We start from the raw sequence: 26,753 nt of genomic DNA, 5'->3' as shown, positions 1-26,753 counted from the left end.
CCGGCGAGGCGGCGGCCTGCGGCGACCCCGGCTCCTCCTCCTTGCGGAGCTCGACGTGCTTGACGGGATCGTTCACGGTTGGCGTACCTGCCTTTCGAGGTCGTCGAGGAAGTCCGTGAGGGCGACCAGCCCGGCGTCGTCCGCCGGTTCGGGACCGTACAGCGCGGCCCCGACCGTCGGCTCGTCCCAGCCGGTGCGCCGGGCGAGGGCCGAGACGATCTCCTGCGCCATCGCCGGATCCTGGGCGGCGCCGCGCGGCAGCCCCAGCAGCGGCACCAGCCGGTCCCGCGCGCCGGACCGCAGCGCGTCGGCTGCCCGGTCCCGCGCCCGGTGCGCCCGGTAGAGCCGGGAACGTCCCTCGACGGTCTCCGCGGAGCGTACGACCACCGGCAGGGACTCCGCCACCACCGGCCCCATCCGCCGCATCCGCCACAACGCCACCAGCAGCACCGCCACGCCCAGCTCCACGACGAACAGCCACACCCCGGGCGGGACCAGGTCCTGCCAGGTCAGGGCGCTGGTGCTGCCCGGCTCGGGCAGGTCGGGGATCAGCCAGACCACCGGGCCGCCCGCGCCCACCAGGTTCATGGCCAGCGCGGCGTTGCCCTCCCGCTCCAGCAGGTCGTTGGTGAGCGGCGCGCCGGAGCCCAGCACGGTCACCGTGCGGTCCTGGAGCTGCAGCCGCACCAGCCGGGGCAGCCCGTCGTCGGCGTAGCAGCGGACGGCGCCGGCCGGGCTCTCGTACACCTCGGAGGCGCGGAAGTGCACCGCGCCCGCGCGGACGGCGGCGTCCAGCCCGCAGCCGGGCTCGGCGACCTCGTCGAAGCTGGTGGTGGCCTGGTGCACGCCGGGGGCCAGCGCCTGCAGCGCGGGCCGGGTCGGCTCCACCAGCAGCACGTCGCCGGGGACGGTGGCGAGCAGGTCCAGCTCCTCGGGGACGAGCCGTTCGGAGCGGACGATCACCAGCACGGTGCCGGGCCGGGCCGCGGCCACGGCGTCCTCGGCGTCGCGCACCGTGTGCACCGGCACGTCGCGCTGCTGGAGGATCTGCGCCAGCGCCCGGGTGCCGCCCTGGCTCGGCGACTCGGGGTCCAGGTACTGCGGCTCGGTCGAGGACTGCAGCGAGGCGATCACCACCGCCAGCGCCACCAGCGCCAGGACGACGGCCACGACGCCGCGCGCCGAACGCCAGCGCCGCCCGGCCACCTGCCGGGAGGTCGGCACGCCGGCCGGCGCGCCGGGAGCCGCCGTGGCGGTCATGCGGGCGCTCCGGCCTGCTCGCCGGACCGCTCGGCCGACCATGCCCGCGGCTTGGCCGAACGCAGCGCCTCGTCCAGCGCCACCAGCGTCGCGTAGCCCTCGCCGGTGCCCGGCCGGTCGCCGTACCAGACGTCGTCGAAGATCCGCACCCCGTCGCGCAGCCGTTCGGCGTGGTCGGGCAGCGCCGCCCCCGCCTCGGCCGCCAGCTCGTCGGCGGTACGGCCCGGACGGGGCTCGAGGATCACGCGTTCCTCCAGGTCACGGGCTATGGCTCGGAGCCGTTCACGGATCGCCTCGGCCCACTGCCCGGCGGCGGCGTGCCGTTCGGCGGCGGTGCGGTGGTCGGCGGCGGTGGACGGCTGCTCCTCCAGCAGCGGCGGCCGGCGGGAACGGATGTTCCAGCGGCCGTGCATCAGCCAGGCCAGCAGTGCCACGGCGGCGGCCAGCAGCAGCACGACGACCAGCAGCGACACCCAGCCGCCGCCCTCGCCGGGGGCCGTCGGGTTGGTGGCCTGCCGCAGCAGCTCGTCCAGCCACGCGTCGAACTCCCGCCAGGCGCGCTCCAGCCAGGACGGCTCGTCCCGGTGGTAGATGCCCTTGTCGAGTTCGCGGCGGGCCAGGTCACGGGCCTCCTCCCGGCCGATCGGGTCGGATCTCACGGGCGCACCTCCGGCTGCGGTGGCTGCGGCGGGAACGGGGCGGCCGGAGCGACCGGCGGCGGGTACCCCGGCGCGGCCGGTGCGGCCGGGAACTCCACCGGGCGCCACGCGCTCAGGTCGGCGGGGTCCAGGCCGTCCGGCGCACGGGTGTGCAGCTCCAGGTCGAAGCCCTCACGGCGCATCCGCCGGTCCGCGTACAGCAGCGCGATCACGCCCGCGTCGAACGGGATGATCAGCGACCAGCTCACGATCCGGCCCAGCGTGTCGACCGCCAGCGAGCCGAGCAGCGCGCCGCCGGTGGTGTCCTCGCCGAACAGGATCAGCTGCGCCACCAGGAACGGCAGCCGCAGCGCCAGGAACCCCATGAACACCGTGATGATCAGCGCCAGCAGCAGCGTGCCCCAGCTCCGCCACCACCGGCCGCGCGACAGCCACCAGGCCCGCCGCAGCGCGCCCGCGACGGTCAGCCGTTCCATCACCACCGCCGGCAGCGCCGGGACCAGCAGCACGTACAGCCAGATCATCAGCGCGATCGCCACCGGGAAGCCGGCCAGCGCGGCCAGCACCCCCACCGCGGCCGGTCCGCCGGTCGCCAGCAGCGCGACGAACGGCAGCAGCGGCAGCGCGGCGGCCAGCAGCGCGATCGCCAGCACCACGGCGGCGGTGACCAGCAGCCGGCCGAACGCCGGCCGGACGTCCCGCCACACCTGCCGCAGCGTCACCGGCCGGTCGACCAGGGTGCGGGCGACCACCGGGCCGAGCAGCCCGGCCAGCACCAGCGTCCCGTACGCCGACATCAGCATGCCCAGCGCGCCCAGCGTGGCCTGGGCGCCGAGGGTGCGCATCAGCGGCTCGGGGGTCAGCTCCTCCTGGGCCGCGTCGCTCAGCACCAGATAGCCGCCCAGCGAGTTGAGCAGCTGCACGATCGCGGTGATCAGGACCGACAGGCCGAGCACCGGCCGCGGGTTGCGGCGGATGCACGTGATCGAGCCGTCCAGCAGTTCGGCCACGCCCAGCGGGCGGAACGGGATCTCCCCCTCCGGCGGCCAGACCGGCTCGGCGCCGCCACTCCCGGCGGAGACCGCCCCTCCCGCGGCGTTCCCCACCGCGCCGGGCGGTGCCGGGTGCTCCGGCGCCCCCTCGCCGGAACCGCCGGCCGGTGGCCGGGACGACACGGCGGAGTCGGGCGCCGTCCAGTGCTGCGGACCCGACATCGGCAAGCTCCCCGTCGAACGGAGCCCGTGCTGTGCGGGCCCCGGCCTGATGACCTCGTGGGCCATCCTGTCACGACCGGGCGCCGGATCCGCCCGCCCGATCACCCGTTCACCCGTTCGCGTCGTTTCGACCTATATCCAGGAGATCCCCATCTCAGCCTCCCCCCTCGACATCCCCTACGCCGACCGCCGGAGCGACGCCCCGCCGCGCCCGACCCCGGCCCCCCCGGGACGAATTCCGGCGAACATCGCTTCATGCGCTCGAACTGACACGCAGAGTACTCCCCGGACGGTCCGCGCCGCGCGGCATTCGGCGGTATGGATCCAGCATGCCGGACCGCGGGCGCGCCCCGGGGTTCCTGCCCCGCCCCGTCGTCGGCCACTCCCGGCCACCCCGGCCGCCCCCGGCCACGGCGTGTCAACCGGCCGGGCCGCTCGGCCGTCCTGCTCACGACCGTTTTCGCCGACTTCGGACGGACCTGTGCGAGGTGAACGGCAGGTAGCCTAAACGCCCAGAGCCACCGAACGCGGTCATGGGGGGCCGGCCGCCGCGGGCCCGGCGTGACGCGGACCATCTGCCGACTACGTGTAACGATGAGGGCCATGAGAGGACGCGTACTGGTCGTCGACGACGACCTCGCTCTCGCCGAGATGCTCGGCATCGTGCTGCGGGGCGAAGGCTTCGAGCCGTCGTTCGTCCACGACGGGGACAAGGCGCTCGAGGCGTTCCGGGAGACCCGGCCGGATCTCGTGCTGCTGGATCTGATGCTGCCCGGCGCCGACGGCATCGACGTGTGCCGCCAGATCCGCGCCGAGTCCGGCGTCCCGATCGTGATGCTGACCGCCAAGAGCGACACCGTGGACGTGGTGCTGGGGCTGGAGTCGGGCGCCGACGACTACGTCGTCAAGCCGTTCAAGCCCAAGGAGCTGGTCGCCCGGGTGCGCGCCCGGCTGCGCCGCACCGACGAGCCCGCCCCGGAGACCCTGCAGATCGGCGACATCACCATCGACGTCGCCGGGCACTCGGTCAAGCGCGGCGACAAGCACATCCCGCTGACCCCGCTGGAGTTCGACCTGCTGGTCGCGCTGGCCCGCAAGCCGCGCCAGGTGTTCACCCGCGAGGTGCTGCTGGAGCAGGTGTGGGGTTACCGGCACGCGGCCGACACCCGGCTGGTCAACGTGCACGTCCAGCGGCTGCGCGCCAAGATCGAGAAGGATCCGGAGCACCCGGAGATCGTGGTGACCGTCCGCGGTGTCGGGTACAAGGCCGGACCGGCCTGATCCGCACAGGTCGGCGACCCCCGTGACGGCCAGGACCCGCCGAGACGGCGCGCACCCCCCGCAGGCCCGGGCCCAGGACGCCCCGGGTCCACCGGCCGGGTCCACCGGCGCGCGCCCGCGGCCGCCGCCCCGGCGTCCCCGGCCTCGGCGCCACCGCCCGCCTGGTCACCGAGCAGCGGATGGTGGCCGGTCTGCGCGGGCACCGGCTGCACCGGGCCCGCCGGTTCGCCCGGCGCGGGCTGGGCACCGGCCGCCGGTTCCTGCGCCACGCCGTGCGCCGGCTCTACACGCGGTGGCGGCGGTCCATCCAGATCCGGGTCGTCACCTGGACCATGCTGATCTCCGCGGTGGTCGTGGCGATCCTCGGCGTGTTCCTGATGCAGCAGATCACCACCGCCCTGCTGGAGGGCAAGGAGAAGAGCGCGCTGCTGCAGCTCGACGAGGGCCTGGGCGTCCTGCAGCGGGAGCTGTCCTCCGGGAACGTCCCCGAGGTCACCCTCAACGAGGTCACCAACCGGCTCAAGTCCCGCAGCGGCCCGTCCGGGCTCTACGAGGTCTACATCCGCGACACCGACGAGAGGTACCTCGACGGCTACACCACCAACGAGGTGCTGCCGGAGAGCGTCCCCGAACGGCTCCGCAAGGCCGTCCGCGAGGACCGCGTCGGCACCCGGCACAGCACGTACAGCGAGATCTCCTACATCGGCCGCGAGTCCGTGCCCGGCCTGGTCGTCGGCGCCGGGGACGGCCGGTACGAGCTGTACTACCTGTTCCCCCTCACCCAGGAGCAGCAGACGCTGAACACCGTGGCGCACACCCTGGCGGGCGTCAGCTCGGTGCTGGTGGTGCTGCTGGCGGCGATCGCCTGGCTGGTGACCCGGCAGGTCGTCATCCCGGTGCGGCTGGCCGCGCACGCCGCCGAACGGCTGGCCGCCGGCCGGCTGGAGGAGCGGATGAAGGTCCGCGGCGAGGACGACCTGGCCCGGCTGGCCGCCTCGTTCAACGACATGGCCGGCAACCTGCAGGACAAGATCGGGGAGCTGGAGGAGCTGTCCCAGGTGCAGCGGCAGTTCGTCTCCGACGTCTCGCACGAGCTGCGCACCCCGCTGACCACCATCCGGATCGCCGCCGACATGATCTACGAGCACCGCGAGACGTTCGCCGACCCCGCGGTGGGCCGCTCGGCGGAGCTGCTGCAGAGCCAGCTGGAACGGTTCGAGGACCTGCTGGCCGACCTGCTGGAGATCAGCCGGCACGACGCGGGCGCGGCCACCCTGGACGCCGAGTCCGTCGACGTGCGCGACCTGGTGCTGCGCGCGGTCGGCGACACCGAGGGGCTGGCCGAGCGCAAGGGCAGCAAGCTGGTGCTGCAGTTGCCGGGCGAGCCGTGCATGGCCGAGGTGGACCGCCGCCGGGTCGAGCGGATCCTGCGCAACCTGCTGGTGAACGCCGTCGAGCACGGCGAGGGGGAGGACATCGTCGTGTCCGTGGCCGCCGACCGGGACGCGGTGGCGGTGGCCGTCCGCGACCACGGGGTGGGCCTGCAACCGGGCCACGCCCAGATGGTGTTCGACCGGTTCTGGCGCGCCGACCCGGCCCGCGCCCGCACCACCGGCGGCACCGGGCTGGGCCTGTCCATCGCCAAGGAGGACGCCCAGCTGCACGGCGGCTGGCTGCAGGCGTGGGGCGAGCCGGGCAAGGGCTCGCAGTTCCGGCTGTCGCTGCCGCGGGTCGCCGGCGCCGAACTGCGCGGCTCCCCGCTGCCGCTGGTCCCCCCGGAGACCGAACTGCCCCGGGCGTCGTTCACCGCACTGACCCCCGCCGACCCCGAACCCCCCGAGCCGCCCCGGATCCCCGAGCCCACCCGTCCCATCGAGCCGACCAGGATCATCGAGCTCACCAGAGGCAGCGAGTCCACCTGGATCAGCGAGTCCAGCCGGGCCGGTGAGCTCATCCCGACCGGTGAGCCCACCGGGGTCGGCGAGCCGGCCCGGACCGGTGAACCCGCCCGGTCCACCGAGTCGGTCCGGCCCACCGAGTCGGCCCGGACCATCGAGTTGGCCCGGACCCTTGACCCCGCCCGGATCAGCGAGCCCACCCGGACCGGGGAGCTCACCCCGACCGGTGAGGACGGCCAGGCCGCGCTGTCGGCGACCGGTGCGGAGACCGGGCCGTCCGGGAGCGGTGAGGGCGACCCGGTGGTGAAGGACGGCGACCGGCCATGACGGTCAGAGGCACGGTCAGGGCGACGGCCAAGGCGATGACCAGGGTGACGGCCAGGGCGATGACCAGGGTGACGGTCAGGGCGACGACCAGGGTGACGACCGGAGGGACGGCGCGGGTGCGGACCCGGGTGCTGGCCGGGGTGACGGCACTGCTGTGCCTGGCCGGCTGCGCCAGCGTGCCGAGCGGCGGCCGGGTGATGTCCGGCCGGTCCGCCGAACGCGCCGAGCCGATCTCCGACCCGTACGTGCGGATCGTGCCGGTGCGTCCCCGGCACAACTGGGCGCCGGAGGACATCGTCACGGGCTTCCTCACCGCCTCGGGGGCGTTCAACGACGACCACGAGGTGGCGCGCGAGTACCTGACCCCGCAGACGAGCGCGGCCTGGAAGCCCGGCGCCCGGCCGCAGGTGATCGTGCTGCAGAGCGTCCCGAGCGTGTCCCCTCCGCGCGCCGGGGGCGCCGAGACCACCGTCGAGGTCAACGCCACCCGGCTGGGCTACATCGGGTCCGACGGCCAGTACACCGCGGAGACCGGCACCCTCTACACCACCTCGTTCGGCCTCACCCAGGACTCGGCCCGGCAGTGGCGGATCAGCCGGATCCCCACCGAGCTGCAGAACGGGCTGATGCTCGCCAAGGGCGACGTGGACCGGGCGTTCCGCGTGTTCAACCTGTACTTCTTCGAGCCGGGCGGCGGGGTGCTGGTCCCCAACGGCATCCACCTGCCGCTGGGCAACCGGCAGGACCTGCCCCGCCAGCTGGTGCAGGCGCTGCTGGCCGGGCCCACCGGCTGGCTGCGGCCCGCGGTGCGCAGCCACTTCCCGGCCGGCACCCGGCTGGTCGGGGACGGGGTGTCCATCGCCGACGGCGTCGCCACCGTCGACCTCAGCGCGCCCGCCCGCCGCGGCGACCTGCAGCGCATGGCCGCCCAGCTCGGCTGGACGCTGCGGCAGCTCCCCGAGATCCGCGGCGTCAAGCTGCGGATCGACGGGGAGACCGTCGACCCGGGCGGGCTGGGCGCCGTCCAGACCGCCGAGGACTGGACGCGGTTCGACTCCGACACCCCCCGCAGCGGCGGCGAGGAGACCATCTACCTGCGCGGGCCGGACGGCCGGCCGCGCCAGCTGCTGGACGCCGCCGCGGTCCCGGCCGGGACGACCGGGCAGGACCGGCTGCACCGGCCGTCGCTGTCCCCGGACCGGAGGATCGCCGGGTTGGACTCCGCCGGCGACACCCTCTACAGCGGCGACCTGACCGGCGGCACCCCGGTCCGCGCCGTGCTGGACGCCGAGCACGAGGACGGCACGTTCACCCCGCCCTCCTGGGACCGCCGGGGCGGGCTGTGGACCGTGGAGTCCCGACGTGACGGCTCCACGCTGTGGATGGTCCCGCGCAGCGGCGCGGCGGTGCGGGTGCAGACGTGGGACCTGTCGTCGCACCGGGTGCTGGCGTTCCGGGTGGCCCGGGACGGGGTGCGGGTCGCGGCCATCGTGCAGATCGGCGACGAGCGGCAGATCCGGCTGGGCCGCATCGTGCAGCGCTCGGAGACCGTCGCGGTCGGCGACTTCCTGCCGATCAGCGCGGAACTGGTCGACGCGGTGGACCTGGCCTGGAACGACTCCGACACCCTGGCGGTGCTGGGCAAGACCAAGGCCACCGCCACCCAGGTGACGCCCTACCTGGTGCCGGTCAGCGGGAACGGCATCACCGCGGTCGGCAGCGGCAGCCTCGGCGAGGCCAGGTCGATCACCGCCGCACCCGGATCGCGGATCGTGATCGGCGCCGAGATCAACGGGGAGAGCAGCATCTGCCGGCAGAGCACCCTGCGCGACTGGCGGTTCGACGAGTGGAAGTGCGACTCGCTGGGCTCGGATCCGACCTACTGGAACTAGTTATCCACATTTGCGCGACCGTCTGGTGACGATGGGCCGCCGCCCGGCATCGTCGTCGCCATGACGACCTTCCTCACGCGCATGCTCGCCCCGCTGGTCGATCTGCTGCTCCCGCAGCGCTGCGCCGGCTGCGCCACCGCCCCCGTCGTCCTGTGCGGCACATGCCGGGCGGCCTTGACCCGGCCACCCCGCCCCGCATGGCCCGCCCCCAGCCCACCGGGCCTGCCGCCCCCGTGGACCGTGGCCGCCTACGAGGGCCGGATACGCGCCATGCTCATCGCCTACAAGGAGTCGGGCCGCCTGACCCTGACAAGCTTCCTCAGCGCCGCCCTGGCCGACGCCCTCCGAGCCGCCCTCCCTCCACCGGACCACGCGGTGCCACCCGCACCCCCAGACCGAATCCCGCCCGGCCCACCGGCCATCCCCCCTCCGTCGTTCCAAGCAATGCCGGCCGCCCATCACCCGCCCCCTCTGCCGGGCCGCGTGGTGCCAGAGACTTTCCATCCGCTCCCTCCGCCGGGCCGTGCAGTGTCGGAGGCCCTTCACCCGCTCCCTCCGCCGGGCCAGGCGGTGCCGGCGGCCCTTCGTCCGGTGAGTCACGCGGTGATGGACTCCGGGCGTTCAGAGCGAACGGCGGCGGCCGCTCCGTCGAACGCCCGCCGCCCGGCGGCGGAGGAGGTGCTGGTGGTGCCGGTACCGTCCGCGTCGCATGCCCTGCGTCGGCGCGGACATGATCCGGTACGGGGCCTCGCCGAGACGGCCGTACGCGTGCTGCGAGCCGATGGGATGCCGGTGACCTGCGTTCCCGCCCTGCGGCAGGCGCGGCGGGTCGCCGACCAGGCGGGGCTGGACGCCGCCGCCCGCGCCGCCAATCTGGCCGGCGCGCTGCGGACGACCGTTCCCGAACGCGTCCGTGGCCGGCGGGTCGTTGTGGTGGACGATGTGATCACCTCCGGGGCGACGCTGGCCGAGGCCGCCCGGGCGTTACGAGCGGCGGGCGCCCGGGTCACCGCCGCCGCCACCATCGCCGCAACGCCCCGCCGGAGCGGCTGAGGGAGCCGCAGACCAAGCCGACGACACACGTGGTGCTCGTGCCGGGCCACCGGCGTCCATTCCCGTGGGAGCCGTGTGGGGAGTTGTGGGAACGGGTGGGGCCGTCGTGAGATCGGTCACTTCTTCCAGGCGTGATCACAATGGGTGCCTGCGCTGGGGCCAGGGGCCGCGGGCCGGGTGATCCAGGGGCAACGGGAGGTCATGGTGGCGCCTCGGGCGTGTCCGGTTTGGTCAAACTCACTTGGTGGAGACAGTCTTCTGCCCCCGGCGCGGCGAGCGTGCGGAAGGCCCCTGTGCGCAGGGGATGCGGGAGTTCCGGGGCCGGTCCGGTGATCCCGGTGCGGGATCAGGTGATGACTTTCCGTGAGTTTTCCTCGGCGCACCCCCCTGACATTCCCGGCTTCAGGGGTTAGCGTTCCTGACATGGCACCCGCCCGGGTCCGTGGTTGCGCCGGATCGCGATGCTCCGCCGGAGCACCGCCGTTCCGGCAAGCCGATGCCAGGCGCAGGCGAAGCGGCCCACGTAAGGCGACTTCTCGTCGACCGATCACGGTGCGCCTTAGAGGTAAGTCCTGCCCCGCCGGGGGATCAGACATCCTCCGGAATGGGAGAAGGGGAGTAGTGGCGAGAGCGCTGCGAGACCCTCAGCAGGCGGATGTGGGGACGAAGACCAGGTCGGCCGGGCGGGTGCGACCCACCGAGCGGCGGCCGTCACGGGCCCGGACCATCGCGGCGAGGCGCAGGCCGAGCGACGTTGGTCCGCCGTCATGCGGGGGAACGTTCCCCTCGCGGGCGGCGCGCCCGGGGGCGGTCGAGCATCGCAACCGGGAGAAGGGGGGTCCCACGTGGACATCATCGTGAAGGGCCGGCACACCGACGTCAACGAGCGGTTCCGGCAGCACGTCGACGGCAAGCTGGCCAAGATCGAACGGCTCAACCAGAAGGTGATCCGCGTCGACGTGGAGGTGTCCGAGGAGCACAACCCGCGCCTGGCCGACCGCCGGGAACGGGTGGAGATCACCATCCGCTCGCGCGGCCCGGCGATCCGCGCCGAGGCCGCCGCCGAAGACCGGTACGGGGCCCTGGACCTGGCGATGGACAAGCTGGAGTCCCGGCTGCGCCGCACCGCCGACCGGCGCAAGATCCACCGCGGCGGCAACCGCGCCCCGGCCAAGCTGGCCACCATGGAACCGCTGCCCGAGCCGATGCCGATGACGCCCGGCTCCGGGCCCGCCGCGCCCGACCTGCGGGCCGCCGAGACCGCCGGGGACGTCCGGCCGGAGGAGTCGGCGGCCGAGACCGCGTACGCCGGGACCGAGGAGGACACCGAGGACAACCTGGTGCCGATCCCGATGGACGGCAACGCCCCGGTGGTGGTCCGCGAGAAGTTCCACAAGTCGACGCCCATGACCATCGACCAGGCCCTCTACGAGATGGAGCTGGTCGGCCACGACTTCTTCCTGTTCCGCGACAAGGACAGCGGCCACCCCAGCGTGGTGTACCGCCGGCGCGGCTGGGACTACGGCGTCATCCGGCTGCTGGAGGAGTGAACCGTCGGAAAGGCTCCGTGATAGGCCGCTTGCGCCATGTCACCGCCTCGGGCGTGTCATGATCTAGGTGGTGCCATCCGGCCCCGCGAGGCGGGCGGCGGGATTGGCGGCCCGGCGACATCGTGGTATCGCGCGGGCCGCCGATCTGTGCGAGCCCCCGCCTGACGTGACACCCTCCGAGAAAGCACAGGGTCGCCGACATTCGAAGGGAGGGGCGGCGTTGTGAGCGAGCACCCCGAGACCTCCGGCGCATCCGGGCGGGCCGACGATCCACCGGCGCCGGACGAGCGGTCCGCGGCCGATCCCATCCGCGTGCTGATCGTCGACGACCACGCCCTGTTCCGCCGGGGCCTGGAGATGGTCCTGGCGGGCGAGGACGACATCGAGGTGGTCGGCGAGGGCGGCGACGGCAACGAGGCCGTGGAGATGGCCCGCGACCTGCTGCCCGACGTGCTGCTGATGGACATCCGGATGCCCCGGCGCAGCGGGATCGAGGCGTGCCGGGCGATCAAGGAGTCGGTGCCCAGCGCCAAGATCGTGATGCTCACCATCAGCGACGAGGACAAGGACCTGTTCGAGGCGATCAAGGCCGGGGCCAGCGGCTACCTGCTCAAGGAGATCTCCATCGACGAGGTCCCGCAGGCGGTCCGCGCGGTGCACGGCGGCCAGTCGCTGATCAGCCCCTCCATGGCCTCCAAGCTGATCACCGAGTTCGCCGCGCTGGCCAAGCGCAGCGAGGAGCGCCAGCAGCAGGTGCCCGCCCCCAAGCTCACCGAACGGGAGATGGAGGTGCTCCGGCTGGTCGCCCGCGGGCTGGGCAACAAGGAGATCGCCAAGGAGCTGTTCATCTCCGAGAACACGGTCAAGAACCACGTCCGCAACATCCTGGAGAAGCTGCAGCTGCACTCGCGGATGGAGGCCGTGGTGTACGCCGTCCGGGAGAAGCTGCTGGAGATCACCTGAGCGGCCCGATTCTGTCGGCGCCCGCCTCTAGGCTCACGGCATGACCGTCGTGGAGCTGACCGCGGACGAGGTACGGCGCATCCAGCTGGCCGCCCAGGGACTGCTGGGGGCAGGGCCGCGGCGGCAGGGGGTGCCCGGCGTGCTGCGGCGGCTGGGCGCCGTGCAGCTCGACACGATCTCGGTGCTGGCCCGGTCGCACGAGCTGGTGCCGTACGCCCGGCTGGGGCCGGTCGGCCGCGCCGCCGTCGAGGACGCCTACTGGAGCCTCACCCCCGCCGGCACCGGCGTGGCGTTCGAGTACTGGGCGCACGCGGCGTGCGTGCTGCCGATCGAGGAGTGGCCGCTGCTGGAGTTCCGCCGCCGCGAGTTCCGCCGCCGGGGCCGCCGCTGGCACGACACCTCCGAGGAGGCCTGCGAGGTCGTGCTGAAGCGGCTGCGCGCCGACGGGCCGCTGACCATGCGGGAGCTGGGCGGGGCCAAGGCCGGCGGCGAGTGGTGGGACTGGAGCGAGCAGAAGATCGCCGTCGAGTGGCTGCTGGACATCGGCGAGGTGGTGTGCGTGCGCCGCGACGGCTGGCGGCGCGTCTACGACCTGCCCGAACGCGTCATCCCCCGGGAGCTGCTGGAGCAGGGGCCGGCCGACGAGGACTGCCTGCGCCGGCTGGTCGCCCAGGCGGGCCGGGCGCTGGGCGTGGCCACCCGTGCCGATCTGGCCGACTACTACCGGCTCAAGGGCGCCCAGGTCGAGGCCGTGATCGCCGACTGCGGGCTGGTGCCCGTCCGGGTGGCGGGCTGGCGGCAGCCCGCCTGGGCCGATCCCGCGGTCCTGGACGCGCCCCCGCGCGGCCGGCACGTCACCACCCTGCTGTCCCCGTTCGACTCGCTGATCTGGGACCGCGCCCGCACCTCCCGGGTCTTCGGCTTCGACCACCGCCTGGAGGCGTACGTGCCGAAGGCCAAGCGCGTCCACGGCTACTTCACGATGCCCGTGCTGTCCGGCGGCCGGCTGATCGGCCGCGTCGACCCCGCCCGCGACAAGGGCGTCCTGGTCGCCCGCCGGGCCTCCCTGGAGCCGTGGGCGACCGCCACCGCCGCCCGCACCGAGACCTCCGTCGCGGCCCTCGCCACCGCCCTGCGACACGCCGCCGAGTGGGTCGGCTGCCACGACGTCCGCGTCGAGATCCTCGACCCCCCGCACCTGGCCGCCCCCCTCGCCCAGGCCCTCCGCACCGCCTGACCCGCGACACGGTGCCCTTCCGTACCGCCTGCGACGCGGTGCCCCCGCCAGGCGGGCCCTGGGCGGACCTTTGGGCGGGTCCGACGGACCTCGTGGTGCGCTTTCCGGGCGATCGCCGTGAACGCAGGCCGCCGGAGGACCGCTGGGAACGTTCAGCGGACGGGCGCCCGGCGCGGCGGCGTTCGCCGGCACCGAGATCACCGAACGGGCCCCGGCCGGTGCCGGGGACGCCGCGGCCCCGCCGGGGAACTCGTCGTTCGGGTCCGGCGGGGCCGTGGTGGCACGTCGAGGGGCGGGTCGTCCAGGTGTCAGCCGTGGGGACGCTGTTCGGGATCGCTGGTCCTGGGATGGTCGGAGTGTTCGCCGTGGACGCCGCCGCGCCGTTCGCCGTTCTGTGCGCCGAACAGCGAGTAGTTGACCACCTCCGGGATGACCCGGGGCTCGTCCAGGACCACGTCGGAGAAGATGCCGACCGCGATGCCGAGCAGACCGGCCAGCATCACGATGGCGACGCCCACCCAGAACAGCAACCAGTTGGGGCCGATGCACAGGGCGACTCCGCCCACGGTGAAACCGACCAGGGCCACCGCGACGACAGCCCACGAACTCGGCCGTCCGCCATGCGTTCCCGCCATTGAGCCTCCTTACCCCCGGGGCGCCGCGGCGGCGCCCGGTAACGTGCGCAAACTCCCGCTCCCTGGGGATTCCCGACCGAAGCCTGGTCGGGGCACCCCGAGGGGCGATCGTTCGACCTGGTTGTCAACCCCTTACAACTCTTCCTCGTCAGCAGGGGGTCAAACGGTAAAGGGGGTGGATTGCGCGGCGGAGTGACGTAGACCATGCTGGGTCTCGCCTACGATGGCAACGTACGTGTGGTGTGCGTGCCGCCGGTCGCGGTGACCCACGATCTGCAAGGAGCCTCCGAGAGTGCCGCCAGTCATCGACAAGATCCTTCGTGCGGGCGAAGGCAAGACCCTGCGCAAGCTCAAGAAGCTCGCGGATCACGTCAACAGCATCGAGGAGGACTTCCTCGAGATGAGCGACGCGGAGCTGCGCGAGCTGACCGACAAGTACCGCGAACGCATCGCGGACGGGGAGACGCTCGACGAGCTGCTGCCGGAGGCGTTCGCGACCGCGCGCGAGGCGGCCCGCCGGGTGCTCGGCCAGCGGCACTTCGACGTCCAGGTGATGGGCGGCGCCGCGCTGCACCTCGGCAACATCGCCGAGATGAAGACCGGTGAGGGCAAGACCCTGACCGCGGTGCTGCCGGCGTACCTGAACGCGCTGTCCGGCAAGGGCGTCCACATCGTCACGGTGAACGACTACCTGGCCAAGCGCGACGCCGAGTGGATGGGCCGGGTGCACCAGTTCCTCGGCCTGGAGGTCGGGGTCATCCTCCCGCAGATGACGCCGGACGAGCGCCGCAAGGCCTACAACGCCGACATCACCTACGGCACCAACAACGAGTTCGGCTTCGACTACCTGCGCGACAACATGGCCTGGAGCCTGGACGAGTGCGTCCAGCGCGGCCACAACTTCGCCATCGTGGACGAGGTCGACTCGATCCTGATCGACGAGGCCCGGACCCCGTTGATCATCTCCGGCCCGGCCGAGCAGAACTCCAAGTGGTACACCGAGTTCGCCAAGATCGTGCCGCGGCTCAAGCCGGCCAGCGACAAGGACGCCACCGACGGCGACTACCAGGTCGACGAGAAGAAGCGCACCGTCGGCATCCTGGAGTCCGGGGTCGAGAAGGTCGAGGACTGGCTGGGCATCGACAACCTGTACGACCCGGCCAACACCCCGCTGGTCAGCTTCCTGAACAACGCGCTCAAGGCCAAGGAGCTGTACAAGCGCGACAAGGACTACGTCGTGATGAACGGCGAGGTCCTGATCGTGGACGAGTTCACCGGCCGCATCCTGCACGGCCGCCGCTACAACGAGGGCATGCACCAGGCCATCGAGGCCAAGGAGGGCGTGCCGATCAAGGACGAGAACCAGACGCTCGCCACGATCACCCTGCAGAACTACTTCCGGCTGTACGACAAGCTGTCGGGCATGACCGGCACCGCCCAGACCGAGGCGGCCGAGTTCAACAAGATCTACAAGCTCGGCGTGGTGCCCATCCCGACCAACAAGCCGATGATCCGCAAGGACATGCCGGACGTGGTCTACAAGACCGAGCAGGCCAAGTTCGAGGCCGTGGTCGACGACATCGCCGAGCGGCACGAGAAGGGCCAGCCGGTGCTGGTCGGCACCACCTCGGTGGAGAAGTCCGAGCGGCTGAGCAAGATGCTCAAGCGGCGCGGCATCCCGCACGAGGTGCTGAACGCCAAGCACCACGAGAAGGAGTCGGCGATCGTCGCCGAGGCGGGCCGGCTGGGCGCGGTCACCGTGGCCACCAACATGGCCGGCCGCGGCACCGACATCATGCTCGGCGGCAACCCCGACTTCATCGCCGACCGGCAGCTGCACGAGCGCGGGCTGTCCCCGCTGGAGACGCCCGAGGAGTACGAGGCCGCCTGGCCGGAGGCGCTGGAGAAGGCCAAGGAGGCCGTCAAGGGCGAGTACGACAAGGTCGTCGAGGCCGGCGGCCTGTACGTGCTGGGCACCGAGCGGCACGAGTCGCGGCGGATCGACAACCAGCTGCGCGGCCGGTCCGGCCGGCAGGGCGACCCGGGCGAGTCCCGGTTCTACCTGTCGCTGGAGGACGACCTGATGCGGCTGTTCAACGCCGCCCGGGTCGAGGCGATCATGACCCGGCTCAACATCCCCGACGACGTGCCGATCGAGTCCAAGGTGGTCACCGGCGCGATCCGGTCCGCGCAGACCCAGGTCGAGCAGCAGAACTTCGAGATCCGCAAGAACGTCCTCAAGTACGACGAGGTGCTCAACCGGCAGCGCGTGGTGATCTACGCCGAGCGCCGCAAGGTGCTGGAGGGCGCGGACCTCGAGGAGCAGGTCCACCGGATGATCGACGAGGTCGTCGACGGGTACGTGGCCGGCGCCACCCAGGAGGGCTTCGCCGAGGAGTGGGATCTGGACAAGCTCTGGAAGGCGTTCCAGCAGCTGTACCCGATCACCGTCACGGTCGACGACCTGGTCGAGGAGATCGGCGGGGACATCTCCGCCCTGGACGCCGAGACGCTGGCCGAGAAGATCCGCGAGGACGCGCAGGAGGCGTACCGCAAGCGCGAGGCCGAGCTGGGCTCGGAGGTCATGCGGGAGCTCGAGCGCCGGGTGATCCTGTCGGTGCTGGACCGCAAGTGGCGCGAGCACCTGTACGAGATGGACTACCTGCAGGAGGGCATCGGCCTGCGGGCCATGGCGCAGCGCGACCCGCTGGTGGAGTACCAGCGCGAGGGCTTCGACATGTTCAACGCCATGCTCGACGGCATCAAGGAGGAGTCGGTCGGCTACCTGTTCAACCTCGAGGTCGAGGTCGAGGAGCAGCCGCCCGCCCCCACCGTGGGCGCCAAGCCGGTCGCGGTCGCCGACACCGTCGCGACGGAGGAGGCCGACACCGAGTCCGCCGGGGCGGAGGAGGAGAAGGCCGAGGAGGCCCCGACCATCCGCGCCAAGGGCCTGGAGGAGAAGAAGCGGCCCAGGAAGCTGGAGTACACCGCGCCGACCGTCGACGGCGAGGGCGGCGTGGAGACCCACAGCGAGGAGACCAAGGACGAGTACGCCGGCGTCGGGCGCAACGAGCCCTGCCCGTGCGGCTCCGGCAAGAAGTTCAAGCGCTGCCACGGCAACCCGCGCAACAAGGGCTGACCGGGCTCCGCTGAGCCGAACGGCCTCCCGGCACCGCGCCGGGGGGCCGTTCGGCCGTTCCGGCGGGTCATCGCCGTGAGGCCGTGGTCTCCAGCACCGTGCACCGCCAGCGCCCGCGCCGCCGTTCCAGCCGCAGCGCCAGCGCCTGCACCCGCCCGGCCACCGCGACGACCGCCCCGGTCTCCGCCGCCTCCGGCGCGGGCCGCTGCACCCACGAGGCCAGCACCCGCGGCGCGTGCACCGGCCTCCCGACCGCCGCCGCCGGGGCGACCGCCGCCAGCTCCCCGCACACCTGCGGCGAGACCAGCCTGTCCAGATGCCGCAACGGCCGTATCCCGGCCAGCACCTCCGCGACCAGCCGAACGGTCACCTCCACCGCCACCCGCAGCTCCGCCCCTTCCTCATCCCCACCCACCACCGCCCCCCGCCGAACGACCGACCCCTGTCGAACGATTGAGCCTTGGTGAGCGGCCGGGGCTTGTCGAGCGGCCCTCGGCTGCGCCCTCTGCGATCGCCTGGGTGCCTCAGGGTGGCCGACGACGGTGCGCTGGCTCTCCGCCGGCCTGCGCGCCGTACCGGCGTGTCCCTGGGGCTGGGCGGCCCCGTTCCGACCCGGCGCCGGCTCGCGCCCGGGACGCTCACCCTCCCAGCGACTCCCGGCACCGCCGGCTCTGGCACGGTCGTCTCCGGCACGGCTGGCCTGGGTACGGCCGGTCCCAACACGGCTGGCTCCAGTAGGGCTGGCTCCGGTTCTACCGCTTCCGGCGCGGTTGGCTTCGGCACGGTCGGTCCCAGCGCGGCTGGTTCCGGTGCGGCCGGTTCCGGTTCCGCGGCCTCCGGTACGGCTGACTTCGGCACGGTCGGGCTGGGGCCGGTCGCTTGTTTGGAGCGCCAGGGCGCCGTCCGTGGCGGGAGCGGGGACGTAGGGGATCAACCGAACGGCTCGGGAACCACGACGGGGGGTTCGCGCGGACATCGCCGCCTCCTCTTGCACGCGAGATCGATGCGGACGATGAACAAGAGGAGCCGCGTACCCCGGTTGATACACCGTGGCCGGATCCGGCCATGGCTGTAACTTTCACAGCCCTGGATGGGCGACCTGCCGCACCCCAGACCGTGGAGTGTGTCCGGCAGATCCGCAGGGCACTCTCTGCGTGGCGGTGGTGAGCGGAGGACACCCGGAAACCGTTGGAGACAACCCGGTCGGCAGGCCGGCCGGCGCGGTGCCGGCAGGCCGGTGCATGTGCCGCGAACGCCGGTCTCGGGGCTCCAGCGGCCCGTACCGGAGGCGGCGGAAGCGTCGACGCAGGGTGGGTGCGGACAGCAGCCGGACATCGCTATGAGAGGCGGTCTCGTGGTCTTCCGGTCCGTGGAGGGAAGCGGGTGGGCGGTCCGGCCGTGACCGACGCGCTCGTTGAGGGTGCTCCGATGCGGTGTCGGGAAAAGGGGAGGCGGGCGCCCCAGGGGAGCGCCCGCCTCGGTGAGGTCCGGTCCGGGGGACCGGAGGGTGGGGTCAGCCGTCTGAGGGTGGGGTCTTGGACTTGGCTTCGGCCGGGGTTCGTTCGGTGGTCGCGGCGACCTCGGGGGCGGCCGAGGGGTCGGCGGCGACGGACTCGACGCCCTCGGGCTCGCGGCCGGGGGTGGGGATGTTCATCACCCTGATCAGGATGCTGAACAGCAGGTAGTAGACGACGGCGTAGATCAGGCCGAGGACGATCAGGCCGAGCAGGTTCTTGGTGTTGTCCTTGCTGGCGTTCAGCACCATGTCGATCGCGCCGGCGGAGAAGCTGAAGCCCAGCTTCATGTTGAGCGCGTCGGCGATCGCCATGGAGACGCCGGTCAGCAGCGCGTGCACGCCGAACAGGACCGGGGCGACGAAGATGAACGCGAACTCGATCGGCTCGGTGATCCCGGTGACGAACGCGGTCAGCGCGGCGGAGAACATGATGCCGCCCACGGCCTTGCGGCGGTGCGGGGGAGCGGCGCGCCAGATCGCCAGGGCGGCGGCCGGGAGGGCGAACATCAGGACCGGGAAGTAGCCGGCCATCGACCAGCCCGCGCCGTCCGCGCCGTTGAGGTAGCAGTTGAGGTCGCCGGTGTAGGTCTTGCCGCCGACGGTGCACTCGGGGATCTGGAACCAGACCACGTTGTTGGGGATGTGGTGCAGGCCCAGCGGCAGCAGCAGCCGGTTGACCACGCCGTAGACGCCGGCGCCCAGGGTGCTGTTGCGTTCCATCCACTCGCCGAAGTCGGTGAGCCAGCCGCCCAGCACCGGCCAGATCCAGCCGAACAGCAGGCCGAGCACGGTGGCGGCGAACGCGGTGATGATCGGCACGAACCGGCGCCCGCCGAAGAACGCCAGCCAGGTCGGCAGCTTGATCCGGTAGTACCGCTGGTAGAGCAGGGCGGCGGTGATGCCGATGACGATGCCGCCGAGGACCTGGGTGGGGTTGCCCGCCGCCAGGTCCACCGCCTCCTTGGGCGTCCCGGGGTTCTCCGGGTCGAACAGCGCCTTGACCACCCGGGGCCGCAGTTCCTCGGAGTGGAAGAACATGTTCATGCTGACGTAGTGGAAGACCAGGTAGCCCACCACGGCCGCCAGCGCGGTCGACCCGTCGGACTTGCGCGCGAACCCGACCGCCACGCCGACCGCGAACAGCAGCGGCAGCCAGTTGAACAGCGCCCCGCCCGCGGCGGCGAACACCTCCGCGACCCGGTCGGCGCCGGAGAAGCTGATCCAGGCGTCGTCGTTCTCGCCGAGCACGTCCGGTTGCCCGAGGCGCAGCAGCAGGCCGGCGGCGGGCAGGACGGCGATCGGCAGCATCAGGCTGCGGCCGATGCGCTGGAGGACCGCGAGGGCGCTGGACCCTCGCTTGGGGGCGGCGGTGCCGCCGACTGCTGCGGATGTGCTCATCAGAGGGTGCCTCCTGCTGATGCCGGTGGGCTAGGCCCGGTGGGGTGGTGGATTTCCAAGGGCCGTGTGGATCTGGTAGCGGTCGGCGCGGTAGGTCGACACGCCCAGTTCCGCGCAGACGCCGCCCATGTAGGAGCGGCGTTGCAGGAGCAGCACGGGGCTGCCCTTGGGTATCTGGAGCCGTTTGGCCTCGGTGGCGTCGGCCACGCCGGCGTCGATGGTCTGGTCGCCGGCGTCGAAGACGATCCCGTACACCGCCTCCAGCACGCCGTACAGCGAGCGGTCGGCCAGCCGCCGGTCCAGCAGGTCGGGGGCCAGCGAGGCCAGGATGTGCGCGCGTTCCACGGCCATCGGCTCGCCGTCGGCGGTGCGCAGCCGTTCGATCACGTGGATCGGGGTGCCCTCGGTCACGTCGAACAGCCGGGCCAGCCGGCCGTCGGCCGGAACGGTCCGCCGGGACAGGTCGATCGCGCCGGGCCGCAGCCCGCGCGACAGCATGTCCTCGGAGAACGAGACCAGCCGCAGCGGCATCTCCAGTTTGGGCCGGGCCACGAAGGTGCCCTTGCCCGGCACCCGGTACAGCCGGCCCTCGGCGACCAGCTGCTCCACCCCCTGGCGCACCGTCATCCGGGACAGCCCGTACCGGGCGCACAGCTCGCGCTCGGAGGGGATCGGCGCGTCCACGGGCAGCTCCGAACGCTCGATCAGGTCCAGCAGGATCGCGCGGAGCTGGAAGTACTTCGGTACCGGGCTGGTCGGGTCGATGCTCGTCACTGGCGTCCTCGGGTACGGGGGTCGCAGGAGGTCGGCTCGGGCCTCCCACAGCCTCCGGTCCGGTTCGTACTGGTCTAGGCCGGACTAGACCACAGCCTGGGAAGACGTGTCAACAGACCGTCGTGTAACGGCCTGGTCACGGTCGATCGCCGAGCCGGAGGGCCGGGAAACACCCGGCGTACCACTAGGCAACCGTCAGAACCGCGCGCTATGGTCCGTACTGGTCTAGTCCGGACTAGACCAGTGGCGGCGGCCATTGACAACACCTCGATCGGCAACGGAGAGTGCGCAGAAGATGACCTCGTACCTCATCGCCGCGCACGCCCTCGCGGCCGCCGGCCGCCCGGGCCCCGGTCCCGGCTGGGTGCGCGTCGCGGACGGAGTGATCGCCGAGGTGGGCTCCGGAGACCCGCCCGCGCGGCCCGACCTGCGGCTGGACATCGGGATGCTCGCCCCCGGCCTGGTCGACCTCCAGGTGAACGGGTTCTTCGGGCACGACCTGGCGGACGCCGACGAGGCCGGCTGGCACACCGTGGTGAGCCGGCTGCCGGAGACCGGCGTGACGGCGTTCCTGCCCACGTTCATCACCGCCCCGGTCCGCACCCAGGAGGCGGCGCTGCGGCGCGCCAAGGGGCTGCTGCCCCGGCTGCCCGCCGGCGCCCGGGTCCTCGGGATCCACCTGGAGGGCCCGTTCCTGTCGGAACGGCGGCGCGGCGCGCACAACGCGGCCTGGCTCACCGACCCCACCCCCGACGCGCTGGCGGTCCTGCTGGACACCGGCATGGTCAGGCTGGTGACGCTGGCCCCCGAACGGCCCGGCGGACTGGACGCCGTGCGCACCCTCGCCGAGCACGGCGTGCTGGTCAGCGTCGGGCACAGCGACGCCACCGCCGAGCAGGTCGCGCAGGCCGCCGACGCCGGGGCGCGCAAGGTCACCCACCTGTTCAACGCCCAGTCCGGCGTCCACCACCGTGAGCCCGGGGTGGCCGCGCAGGCGCTCGCCGACCCCCGGCTGCACCCCGGCCTGATCCTGGACCTGCACCACGTGTCGGCGGCGGCCGCCCGGCTGGCGTTCAACGCCGCGGCGGGCCGGCTGGTGCTGGTCACCGACGCCGCCGCCGCGGCCGGGATGCCGCCCGGCCGGTACGAGCTGGGCGGGGAGCCGATCGAGCTGCCCGCCGACGGGCCGCCGCTGCGCGCCGACGGCACCATCGCCGGTTCGGCGCTGCGGCTGGACGCCGCCGTCGGCAACGCCATCGCCCTCGGCGTCGACCCGCAGACCGCGGTCGACGCCGCCTCCCGCGTCCCGGCCGACCTGATCGGCCGCCCCGACCTCGGCCGGATCGAGCCCGGTGCGGCCGCCGACCTGACCTGGCTGGTCCCCGACGACGCCGGCGCGCTGCGGGCGCGCCGCACCTGGGTGGCCGGGGAGCCGGTGTGGAGCATGCCGGACGAAGGGACGACACGGTGACGACCACCCGGATGCGCGCCGAGATCGCCGAGCAGCCCGTGGCGCTGCGGCGCACCCTCGACGCCCTGCTGCCCGCCGTTCCCGGGATCGCGCGGCTGGCCGAACGGACCCGGCAGGTGCTGTTCATCGCCCGCGGCTCCTCCGACAACGCCGCGATCTACGGCCGCTACCTGGTCGAGGCGCACACCGGACGGCTGGCCACCCCGGCCGCACCGTCGATCGCGACCGCCTACCGCCGCCGGGTCGACCTGGACGGGGTGCTGGCGGTGGCGATCAGCCAGTCCGGCAAGACCGAGGAGATCGTGGAGACCCTGGGCTGGGCCGCCGACTGCGGCGCCCGGACCGTGGCGATCACCAACGGGGCCGCCTCCCCGCTGGCCGAGGCCGCCGACCTGGCGCTGGTCACCGAGGCCGGCGACGAGATCGCGGTCCCGGCCACCAAGACCTACAGCACCCAGCTGGCGGCGCTGGCGGTGCTCGGCGTCGGGCTGGGCGCCGACGTCGACCCCGGCGACCTGCGGCGCGTCCCCGACGAGGTGGCCCGGCTGATCGAGGAGACCGAGTCCTCGCCCGCCCTGGCGGCGATGGTCGCCGAGCTCGCCCCGGTGTCCGGCGCGGTGGTCTCCGGGCGCGGCATCGCGTTCGGCACCGCCCTGGAGCTGGCGCTCAAGCTCAAGGAGGCGTGCTACCTGCACGCGATGGGCCTGTCGTACGCCGACCTGCTGCACGGCCCGATCGCCGTCGTCGACCCGCGCACCCCGGCGATCCTGGTCGCCGCCGAGGAGGGCCCGACGCTGCCGGGAACGGTGGCGCTGGCCCACCGGGTCACCGGCGCGGGCGCCCGCGCGTACGGCATCGGCGGCGGGGAGGAGCTGGCGGCGGCCTGCTCGCACGCGCTGCCGGGCCCCCGGCTGCCGGAGTGGGCGGCGCCGCTCGGGCTGATCGTCCCGGGGCAGGTGCTGGTGGAGGCGCTGGCCCGCGCACTGGGGCTGAACCCCGACCTGCCGCGGGGACTCAACAAGGTCACGCAGACCGACTGACGCAAGGAGCAGCAATGGACAAGGCCGAGGCCATCGTCGCCGCGCTGGGCGGGGCGGGCAACATCGTGGAGATCGAGCCCTGCGCCACCCGGCTGCGCACCGAGGTCTCCGATCCGTCCCGGGTGGACGAGGCGGCGCTGAAGGCGGCCGGGGCGTTCGGGGTGATGCGCAGCGGAACGGTGGTCCAGGTGGTGGTCGGCCCCGAGGCGGACACCATCGCCACCGACATCGAGGACCTGCTCTGAACGGAGATCCGGTGACACGAGTTCTGGCGCCCGTCAGCGGGCGGGTGGTCGGGCTGGCCGGGGTGCCCGACCCGGTGTTCGCCCAGGCCATGGTGGGTCCCGGCACCGCGGTCGACCCCGTGCGCGGACCCGGCGAGGCGATCGCCCCGGTCAGCGGCCGGGTGGTCAAGATGCATCCGCACGCCTACGTGGTGGTCGACGAGGAGGGCCACGGGGTGCTGGTGCACCTGGGCGTGGACACCGTCCAGCTCAAGGGCCAGGGCTTCGAGCTGCTGGCCGCCGAGGGCGACGAGGTGACCGCCGGGCAGCCGCTGGTGCGCTGGGACCCCGCCCGGATCGAGGCCGGCGGCCGGTCCCCGGTGACCGCGGTGGTGGCGCTGGACGCCACCGCCGAGGCGCTGTCGGACGTGCGCGAGTCCGGCGAGGTCGAGAAGGGCGCCGACCTGTTCTCATGGCTGTGATGCGGCCGCAGGCCGTGGTCTTCGACCTGGACGGCACGCTGATCCACACCGAGCCGCGCAACCGGCTGCTGTGGGCCCGGCTGTTCGAGGCGCACGGGGTCCCGCACGACGAGGAGCTGATCGGCTCGTTCGCCGGGCGGCGCGGCCGGGAGGTGCTGGCCGAGGTGCTGCACCTGTTCCCGGGCGACCGGACCGCCGAGGAGCTGTTCGAGCAGGCGGTCGCGTTCGAGGAGCATCCGGACTGGCCGCCGGCCGAGCCGGTGCCGGGAGCGGTGGAGCTGGTGCGGACGCTGCGCGCCGAGGGCGTGCCGCTGGGACTGGTGACCTCCGGGATGCGCCGGTACGCCGAGGGGCTGCTGGCCGAGCTGGGGGTGACCGACCTGCTGGACGTGGTGATCACCGCCGACGACGTCGAGCGGGGCAAGCCGCATCCGGAGGGCTATCTGACCGCCTGCGCCCGGCTGGGCGCCGAGCCCGCGCGGTCGGTGGCGTTCGAGGACGCGCCCGCCGGGGTCGCCGCGGCCAAGGCCGCGGGTATGGCGGTGATCGGGGTGAGCACCACGGTGCCCCCGCACCGGCTCGCCCAGGCCGACCGTGTCGTACCGAACCTGCTGGAAGTTCGATGGCCTCTGCACATCGGGGGCTGAGCGGGCCGCAGCGGCTCCGCTCCGGGGACAACGAGGAGAGATCGTGGCCCAGCGTCATGTGAGAGTCCTGTCCAAGGTGGGCCTGCACGCCCGCCCCGCCGCGCTGTTCGTGCAGACCGCGACCAAGGCGCCGGCGGAGGTCACCGTCGCCAAGCCGGGCAAGGACCCGGTGAACGCCAAGAGCATCCTGGCGGTGCTCGGGCTGGACGTCCGGCACGGCGAGGAGATCACCATCAGCGTCGAGGGGGAGGACGCCGAGCGGCTGCTCGACGAGCTGGAGGCGGCGGTGAACGTCGAGGCCGAGAGTGCCTGACGGGACGCCGCGGGTGCTGACCGGCACCGGGGTCAGCCCCGGGGCGGGCGCGGGCCCGGTGGCGCGGGTGGCCGGCGCGGTGCCGGAACCGCCCGCGACGACCCACGGCGGCACCCCGGCCGACGTCCGGGCCGAGAAGGAGGCCGCCGCCGCGGCGTTGCAGGCCGTCGCCGCCGACCTGACCGAGCGCGGCGAACGGGCCGCCGCGGCCGGGCGCACCGAGGCCCGTGACGTGCTGGGCGCGCAGGCCATGATGGCCCGCGACCCGGGGCTGGCCGAGGGCGTCGAGGCCCGGATCGACCAGGGGGTCGCCGCGGCCCGCGCCGTGTACGAGGCGTTCGGCGTCTACCGGGAGATGCTGGCGGGCGCGGGGGAGTACCTGGCCGCCCGGGTCGGCGACCTCGACGACGTCCGGGACCGCGCGGTGGCCCGGCTGCTGGGCGTGCCGCTGCCCGGCGTGCCGGAGCGGGACGAGCCGTTCGTGCTGGTCGCCCGGGATCTGGCGCCCGCCGACACGGCGGTGCTGGACCCGGCGCGGGTGGTCGCGTTCGTCACCGAGGAGGGCGGGCCGACCAGCCACACCGCGATCCTGGCCCGCGCCATGGGGGTGCCCGCCGTGGTCGCCTGCCCCGGCTGCGCCGACCTGGCCGACGGGACGCGGGTGCTGGTCGACGGGACCGCCGGGACGGTGCGGATCGACCCCACCGATGCGGAGGTCGACGCGGCCCGCCGCGGTTCGGCCGCCCGCGCCGCCGCGCTCGCCGAGGCGACCGGGCCGGGCGCCACCAGGGACGGCCATCCGGTGCCGCTGCTGGCCAACATCGGCGGGCCCTCCGACGTCGCCGCCGCGCTGGAGGCCGGTGCCGAGGGCGTCGGGCTGTACCGGACCGAGTTCCTGTTCCTGGACCGCTCGCACCCGCCGTCCGACGCCGAGCAGGAGTCCGCCTACCGGGCGGTTCTGGAGGCGTTCCCGCGGGGCAAGGTGGTGGTCCGGGTGCTGGACGCGGGCGCGGACAAGCCGCTGGCGTTCCTGCCCCCGTCGGCGGAGGAGCCCAACCCCGCCCTCGGCGAACGAGGCCTGCGGATGCTGCGCCGCCACCCCGGGGTCCTGAACGCCCAGCTCCGCGCGCTGGCGCGGGCCGCCGCCGGCCTCACCACCCGGCTGGAGGTGATGGCCCCGATGGTCACCGACGTCGCCGAGGCGCGCGCGTTCGCCGCCGCCTGCGCCGAGGCCGGCATCGACCATCCCGGCATCATGATCGAGGTCCCCGCCGCCGCCCTGCGCGCCGGCGACCTGGCCCGCGAGGTCGAGTTCTTCAGCGTCGGCACCAACGACCTCACCCAGTACGCCTGCGCCGCCGACCGCCAGGTCGGCGCCCTGTCCCACCTGCAGGACCCCTGGCAGCCCGCCGTCCTCGACCTGGTCGCCCTGGCCGCCGAGGCCGCCGCCGACACCGAGCGCGGCTGCGGGGTCTGCGGCGAGGCCGCCGCAGACCCCGTCCTGGCCTGCGTCCTGGTCGGCCTGGGCGCCACCTCCCTGTCCATGAGCGCGCCGTCCCTCCCGCTGGTCCGCGCCGCCCTGGCCCGCCACACCCTGGCCGAGTGCCGGCGCGCCGCCGTGGCCGCCCGCTCCGCCCCGACCCCGGCCGAGGCCCGTACCGCCGCGCGAGCGGAACTTCCCGCCCTGGCCGATCTTTCTCTGTAGGCCCGGACGTCGCGGCCGCGCGTACTCGGGGGTATGCACGGCCGCGGCGTTCACGCACCGGCCGCCGGTCGCCGT

22 protein-coding genes are annotated in these 26,753 nt (G+C 73.5%); 15 read left to right on the top strand and 7 right to left on the bottom strand.

What is annotated here, in order from left to right; genetic code table 11:
- Window positions 1-72: 72 nt before the first annotated feature.
- From HNR21_RS33795 to HNR21_RS33785, 3 genes are read right to left on the bottom strand one after another with little or no spacing between them, the layout of a single operon-like run.
- Window positions 73-1,260, bottom strand: a complete 1,188-nt coding sequence (locus HNR21_RS33795; protein ID WP_182708306.1) for a DUF4350 domain-containing protein — start codon at window positions 1,258-1,260, stop codon at window positions 73-75.
- Window positions 1,257-1,919 carry a DUF4129 domain-containing protein gene (locus HNR21_RS33790; RefSeq protein WP_119728704.1) on the bottom strand — a complete coding sequence of 221 codons (663 nt, stop codon included), beginning with the start codon at window positions 1,917-1,919 and terminating at the stop codon, window positions 1,257-1,259. Before HNR21_RS33790 ends, HNR21_RS33795 begins: the two co-directional genes overlap by 4 nt.
- Window positions 1,916-3,133 (bottom strand): glycerophosphoryl diester phosphodiesterase membrane domain-containing protein, encoded by a 1,218-nt coding sequence (locus HNR21_RS33785; protein ID WP_157995912.1) that lies wholly within the window; start codon window positions 3,131-3,133, stop codon window positions 1,916-1,918. Before HNR21_RS33785 ends, HNR21_RS33790 begins: the two co-directional genes overlap by 4 nt.
- A gap of 603 nt (window positions 3,134-3,736) precedes the next feature.
- On the opposite strand from HNR21_RS33785, the gene mtrA reads away from it, so the two are divergent.
- The 7 genes from mtrA to HNR21_RS33750 all read left to right on the top strand — a co-directional run bounded on the left by mtrA (window position 3,737) and on the right by HNR21_RS33750 (window position 13,334).
- Window positions 3,737-4,414, top strand: a complete 678-nt coding sequence (gene mtrA / locus HNR21_RS33780; protein ID WP_119728707.1) for an MtrAB system response regulator MtrA — start codon at window positions 3,737-3,739, stop codon at window positions 4,412-4,414.
- A gap of 179 nt (window positions 4,415-4,593) precedes the next feature.
- Window positions 4,594-6,639 (top strand): MtrAB system histidine kinase MtrB, encoded by a 2,046-nt coding sequence (mtrB, locus tag HNR21_RS33775; protein ID WP_312881513.1) that lies wholly within the window; start codon window positions 4,594-4,596, stop codon window positions 6,637-6,639.
- The gene (locus HNR21_RS33770; protein WP_182708304.1) at window positions 6,636-8,531 is read left to right on the top strand and encodes an LpqB family beta-propeller domain-containing protein; all 1,896 of its coding nucleotides are present in this window, start codon (window positions 6,636-6,638) and stop codon (window positions 8,529-8,531) included. Before mtrB ends, HNR21_RS33770 begins: the two co-directional genes overlap by 4 nt.
- 768 nt (window positions 8,532-9,299) lie before the next feature.
- Window positions 9,300-9,584: a phosphoribosyltransferase family protein gene (locus tag HNR21_RS35760; RefSeq protein WP_233359090.1), complete on the top strand. Its 285-nt coding sequence runs from the start codon at window positions 9,300-9,302 to the stop codon at window positions 9,582-9,584.
- A gap of 845 nt (window positions 9,585-10,429) precedes the next feature.
- Window positions 10,430-11,134, top strand: a complete 705-nt coding sequence (gene hpf / locus HNR21_RS33760; protein WP_119728710.1) for a ribosome hibernation-promoting factor, HPF/YfiA family — start codon at window positions 10,430-10,432, stop codon at window positions 11,132-11,134.
- Between the two features lie 222 nt (window positions 11,135-11,356).
- Complete coding sequence (locus HNR21_RS33755) at window positions 11,357-12,097, top strand: response regulator (RefSeq protein WP_198679497.1); 741 nt, start codon at window positions 11,357-11,359, stop codon at window positions 12,095-12,097.
- Between the two features lie 40 nt (window positions 12,098-12,137).
- Entirely contained in the window at window positions 12,138-13,334 is a 1,197-nt protein-coding gene (locus tag HNR21_RS33750; RefSeq protein ID WP_182708303.1) for a winged helix-turn-helix domain-containing protein, read from the top strand.
- A 308-nt stretch (window positions 13,335-13,642) separates the two neighbouring features.
- Here the strand turns inward: HNR21_RS33750 and HNR21_RS33745 are convergent, their stop codons facing one another.
- The gene (locus HNR21_RS33745; RefSeq protein ID WP_182708302.1) at window positions 13,643-13,969 is read right to left on the bottom strand and encodes an HGxxPAAW family protein; all 327 of its coding nucleotides are present in this window, start codon (window positions 13,967-13,969) and stop codon (window positions 13,643-13,645) included.
- A gap of 292 nt (window positions 13,970-14,261) precedes the next feature.
- Between HNR21_RS33745 and secA the strand changes: the two genes are divergently transcribed.
- Window positions 14,262-17,108, top strand: a complete 2,847-nt coding sequence (secA, locus tag HNR21_RS33740; protein WP_182708301.1) for a preprotein translocase subunit SecA — start codon at window positions 14,262-14,264, stop codon at window positions 17,106-17,108.
- 67 nt (window positions 17,109-17,175) lie between these two features.
- On the opposite strand, the gene HNR21_RS36715 is transcribed toward secA, so the two are convergent.
- The 3 genes from HNR21_RS36715 to HNR21_RS33725 form a co-directional block, all read right to left on the bottom strand.
- Window positions 17,176-17,523 (bottom strand): Rv3235 family protein, encoded by a 348-nt coding sequence (locus HNR21_RS36715; protein ID WP_182708300.1) that lies wholly within the window; start codon window positions 17,521-17,523, stop codon window positions 17,176-17,178.
- A gap of 1,098 nt (window positions 17,524-18,621) precedes the next feature.
- Complete coding sequence (locus HNR21_RS33730; protein ID WP_182708299.1) at window positions 18,622-20,022, bottom strand: PTS transporter subunit EIIC; 1,401 nt, start codon at window positions 20,020-20,022, stop codon at window positions 18,622-18,624.
- Between the two features lie 30 nt (window positions 20,023-20,052).
- Window positions 20,053-20,796, bottom strand: coding sequence for a GntR family transcriptional regulator (locus tag HNR21_RS33725; protein ID WP_182708298.1), 744 nt, complete (start codon window positions 20,794-20,796; stop codon window positions 20,053-20,055).
- 295 nt (window positions 20,797-21,091) lie between these two features.
- Between HNR21_RS33725 and nagA the strand changes: the two genes are divergently transcribed.
- From nagA to ptsP, 7 genes are read left to right on the top strand one after another with little or no spacing between them, the layout of a single operon-like run.
- Window positions 21,092-22,267, top strand: a complete 1,176-nt coding sequence (gene nagA, locus HNR21_RS33720; RefSeq protein ID WP_182708297.1) for an N-acetylglucosamine-6-phosphate deacetylase — start codon at window positions 21,092-21,094, stop codon at window positions 22,265-22,267.
- Window positions 22,268-22,278: 11 nt separating this feature from the next.
- Window positions 22,279-23,307, top strand: a complete 1,029-nt coding sequence (locus tag HNR21_RS33715) for an SIS domain-containing protein (protein WP_182708982.1) — start codon at window positions 22,279-22,281, stop codon at window positions 23,305-23,307.
- Between the two features lie 14 nt (window positions 23,308-23,321).
- Window positions 23,322-23,552 (top strand): PTS sugar transporter subunit IIB, encoded by a 231-nt coding sequence (locus tag HNR21_RS33710; RefSeq protein ID WP_198679498.1) that lies wholly within the window; start codon window positions 23,322-23,324, stop codon window positions 23,550-23,552.
- 11 nt (window positions 23,553-23,563) lie between these two features.
- Entirely contained in the window at window positions 23,564-24,013 is a 450-nt protein-coding gene (locus tag HNR21_RS33705) for a PTS sugar transporter subunit IIA (RefSeq protein ID WP_119728718.1), read from the top strand.
- Window positions 24,013-24,660: an HAD family hydrolase gene (locus HNR21_RS33700; protein ID WP_182708296.1), complete on the top strand. Its 648-nt coding sequence runs from the start codon at window positions 24,013-24,015 to the stop codon at window positions 24,658-24,660. The genes HNR21_RS33705 and HNR21_RS33700 overlap by 1 nt, the downstream gene beginning before the upstream one ends.
- A 43-nt stretch (window positions 24,661-24,703) precedes the next feature.
- Entirely contained in the window at window positions 24,704-24,973 is a 270-nt protein-coding gene (locus HNR21_RS33695) for an HPr family phosphocarrier protein (RefSeq protein WP_119728720.1), read from the top strand.
- Complete coding sequence (gene ptsP / locus HNR21_RS33690) at window positions 24,966-26,678, top strand: phosphoenolpyruvate--protein phosphotransferase (RefSeq protein ID WP_312881509.1); 1,713 nt, start codon at window positions 24,966-24,968, stop codon at window positions 26,676-26,678. The genes HNR21_RS33695 and ptsP overlap by 8 nt, the downstream gene beginning before the upstream one ends.
- Window positions 26,679-26,753 lie beyond the last annotated feature (75 nt).

Source organism: Thermomonospora cellulosilytica (assembly GCF_014138835.1).
Lineage (GTDB): Bacteria > Actinomycetota > Actinomycetes > Streptosporangiales > Streptosporangiaceae > Thermomonospora > Thermomonospora amylolytica.
Note: the sequence above shows the minus strand (reverse complement) of the source record. Positions and strands in the feature narration are given on the sequence as shown.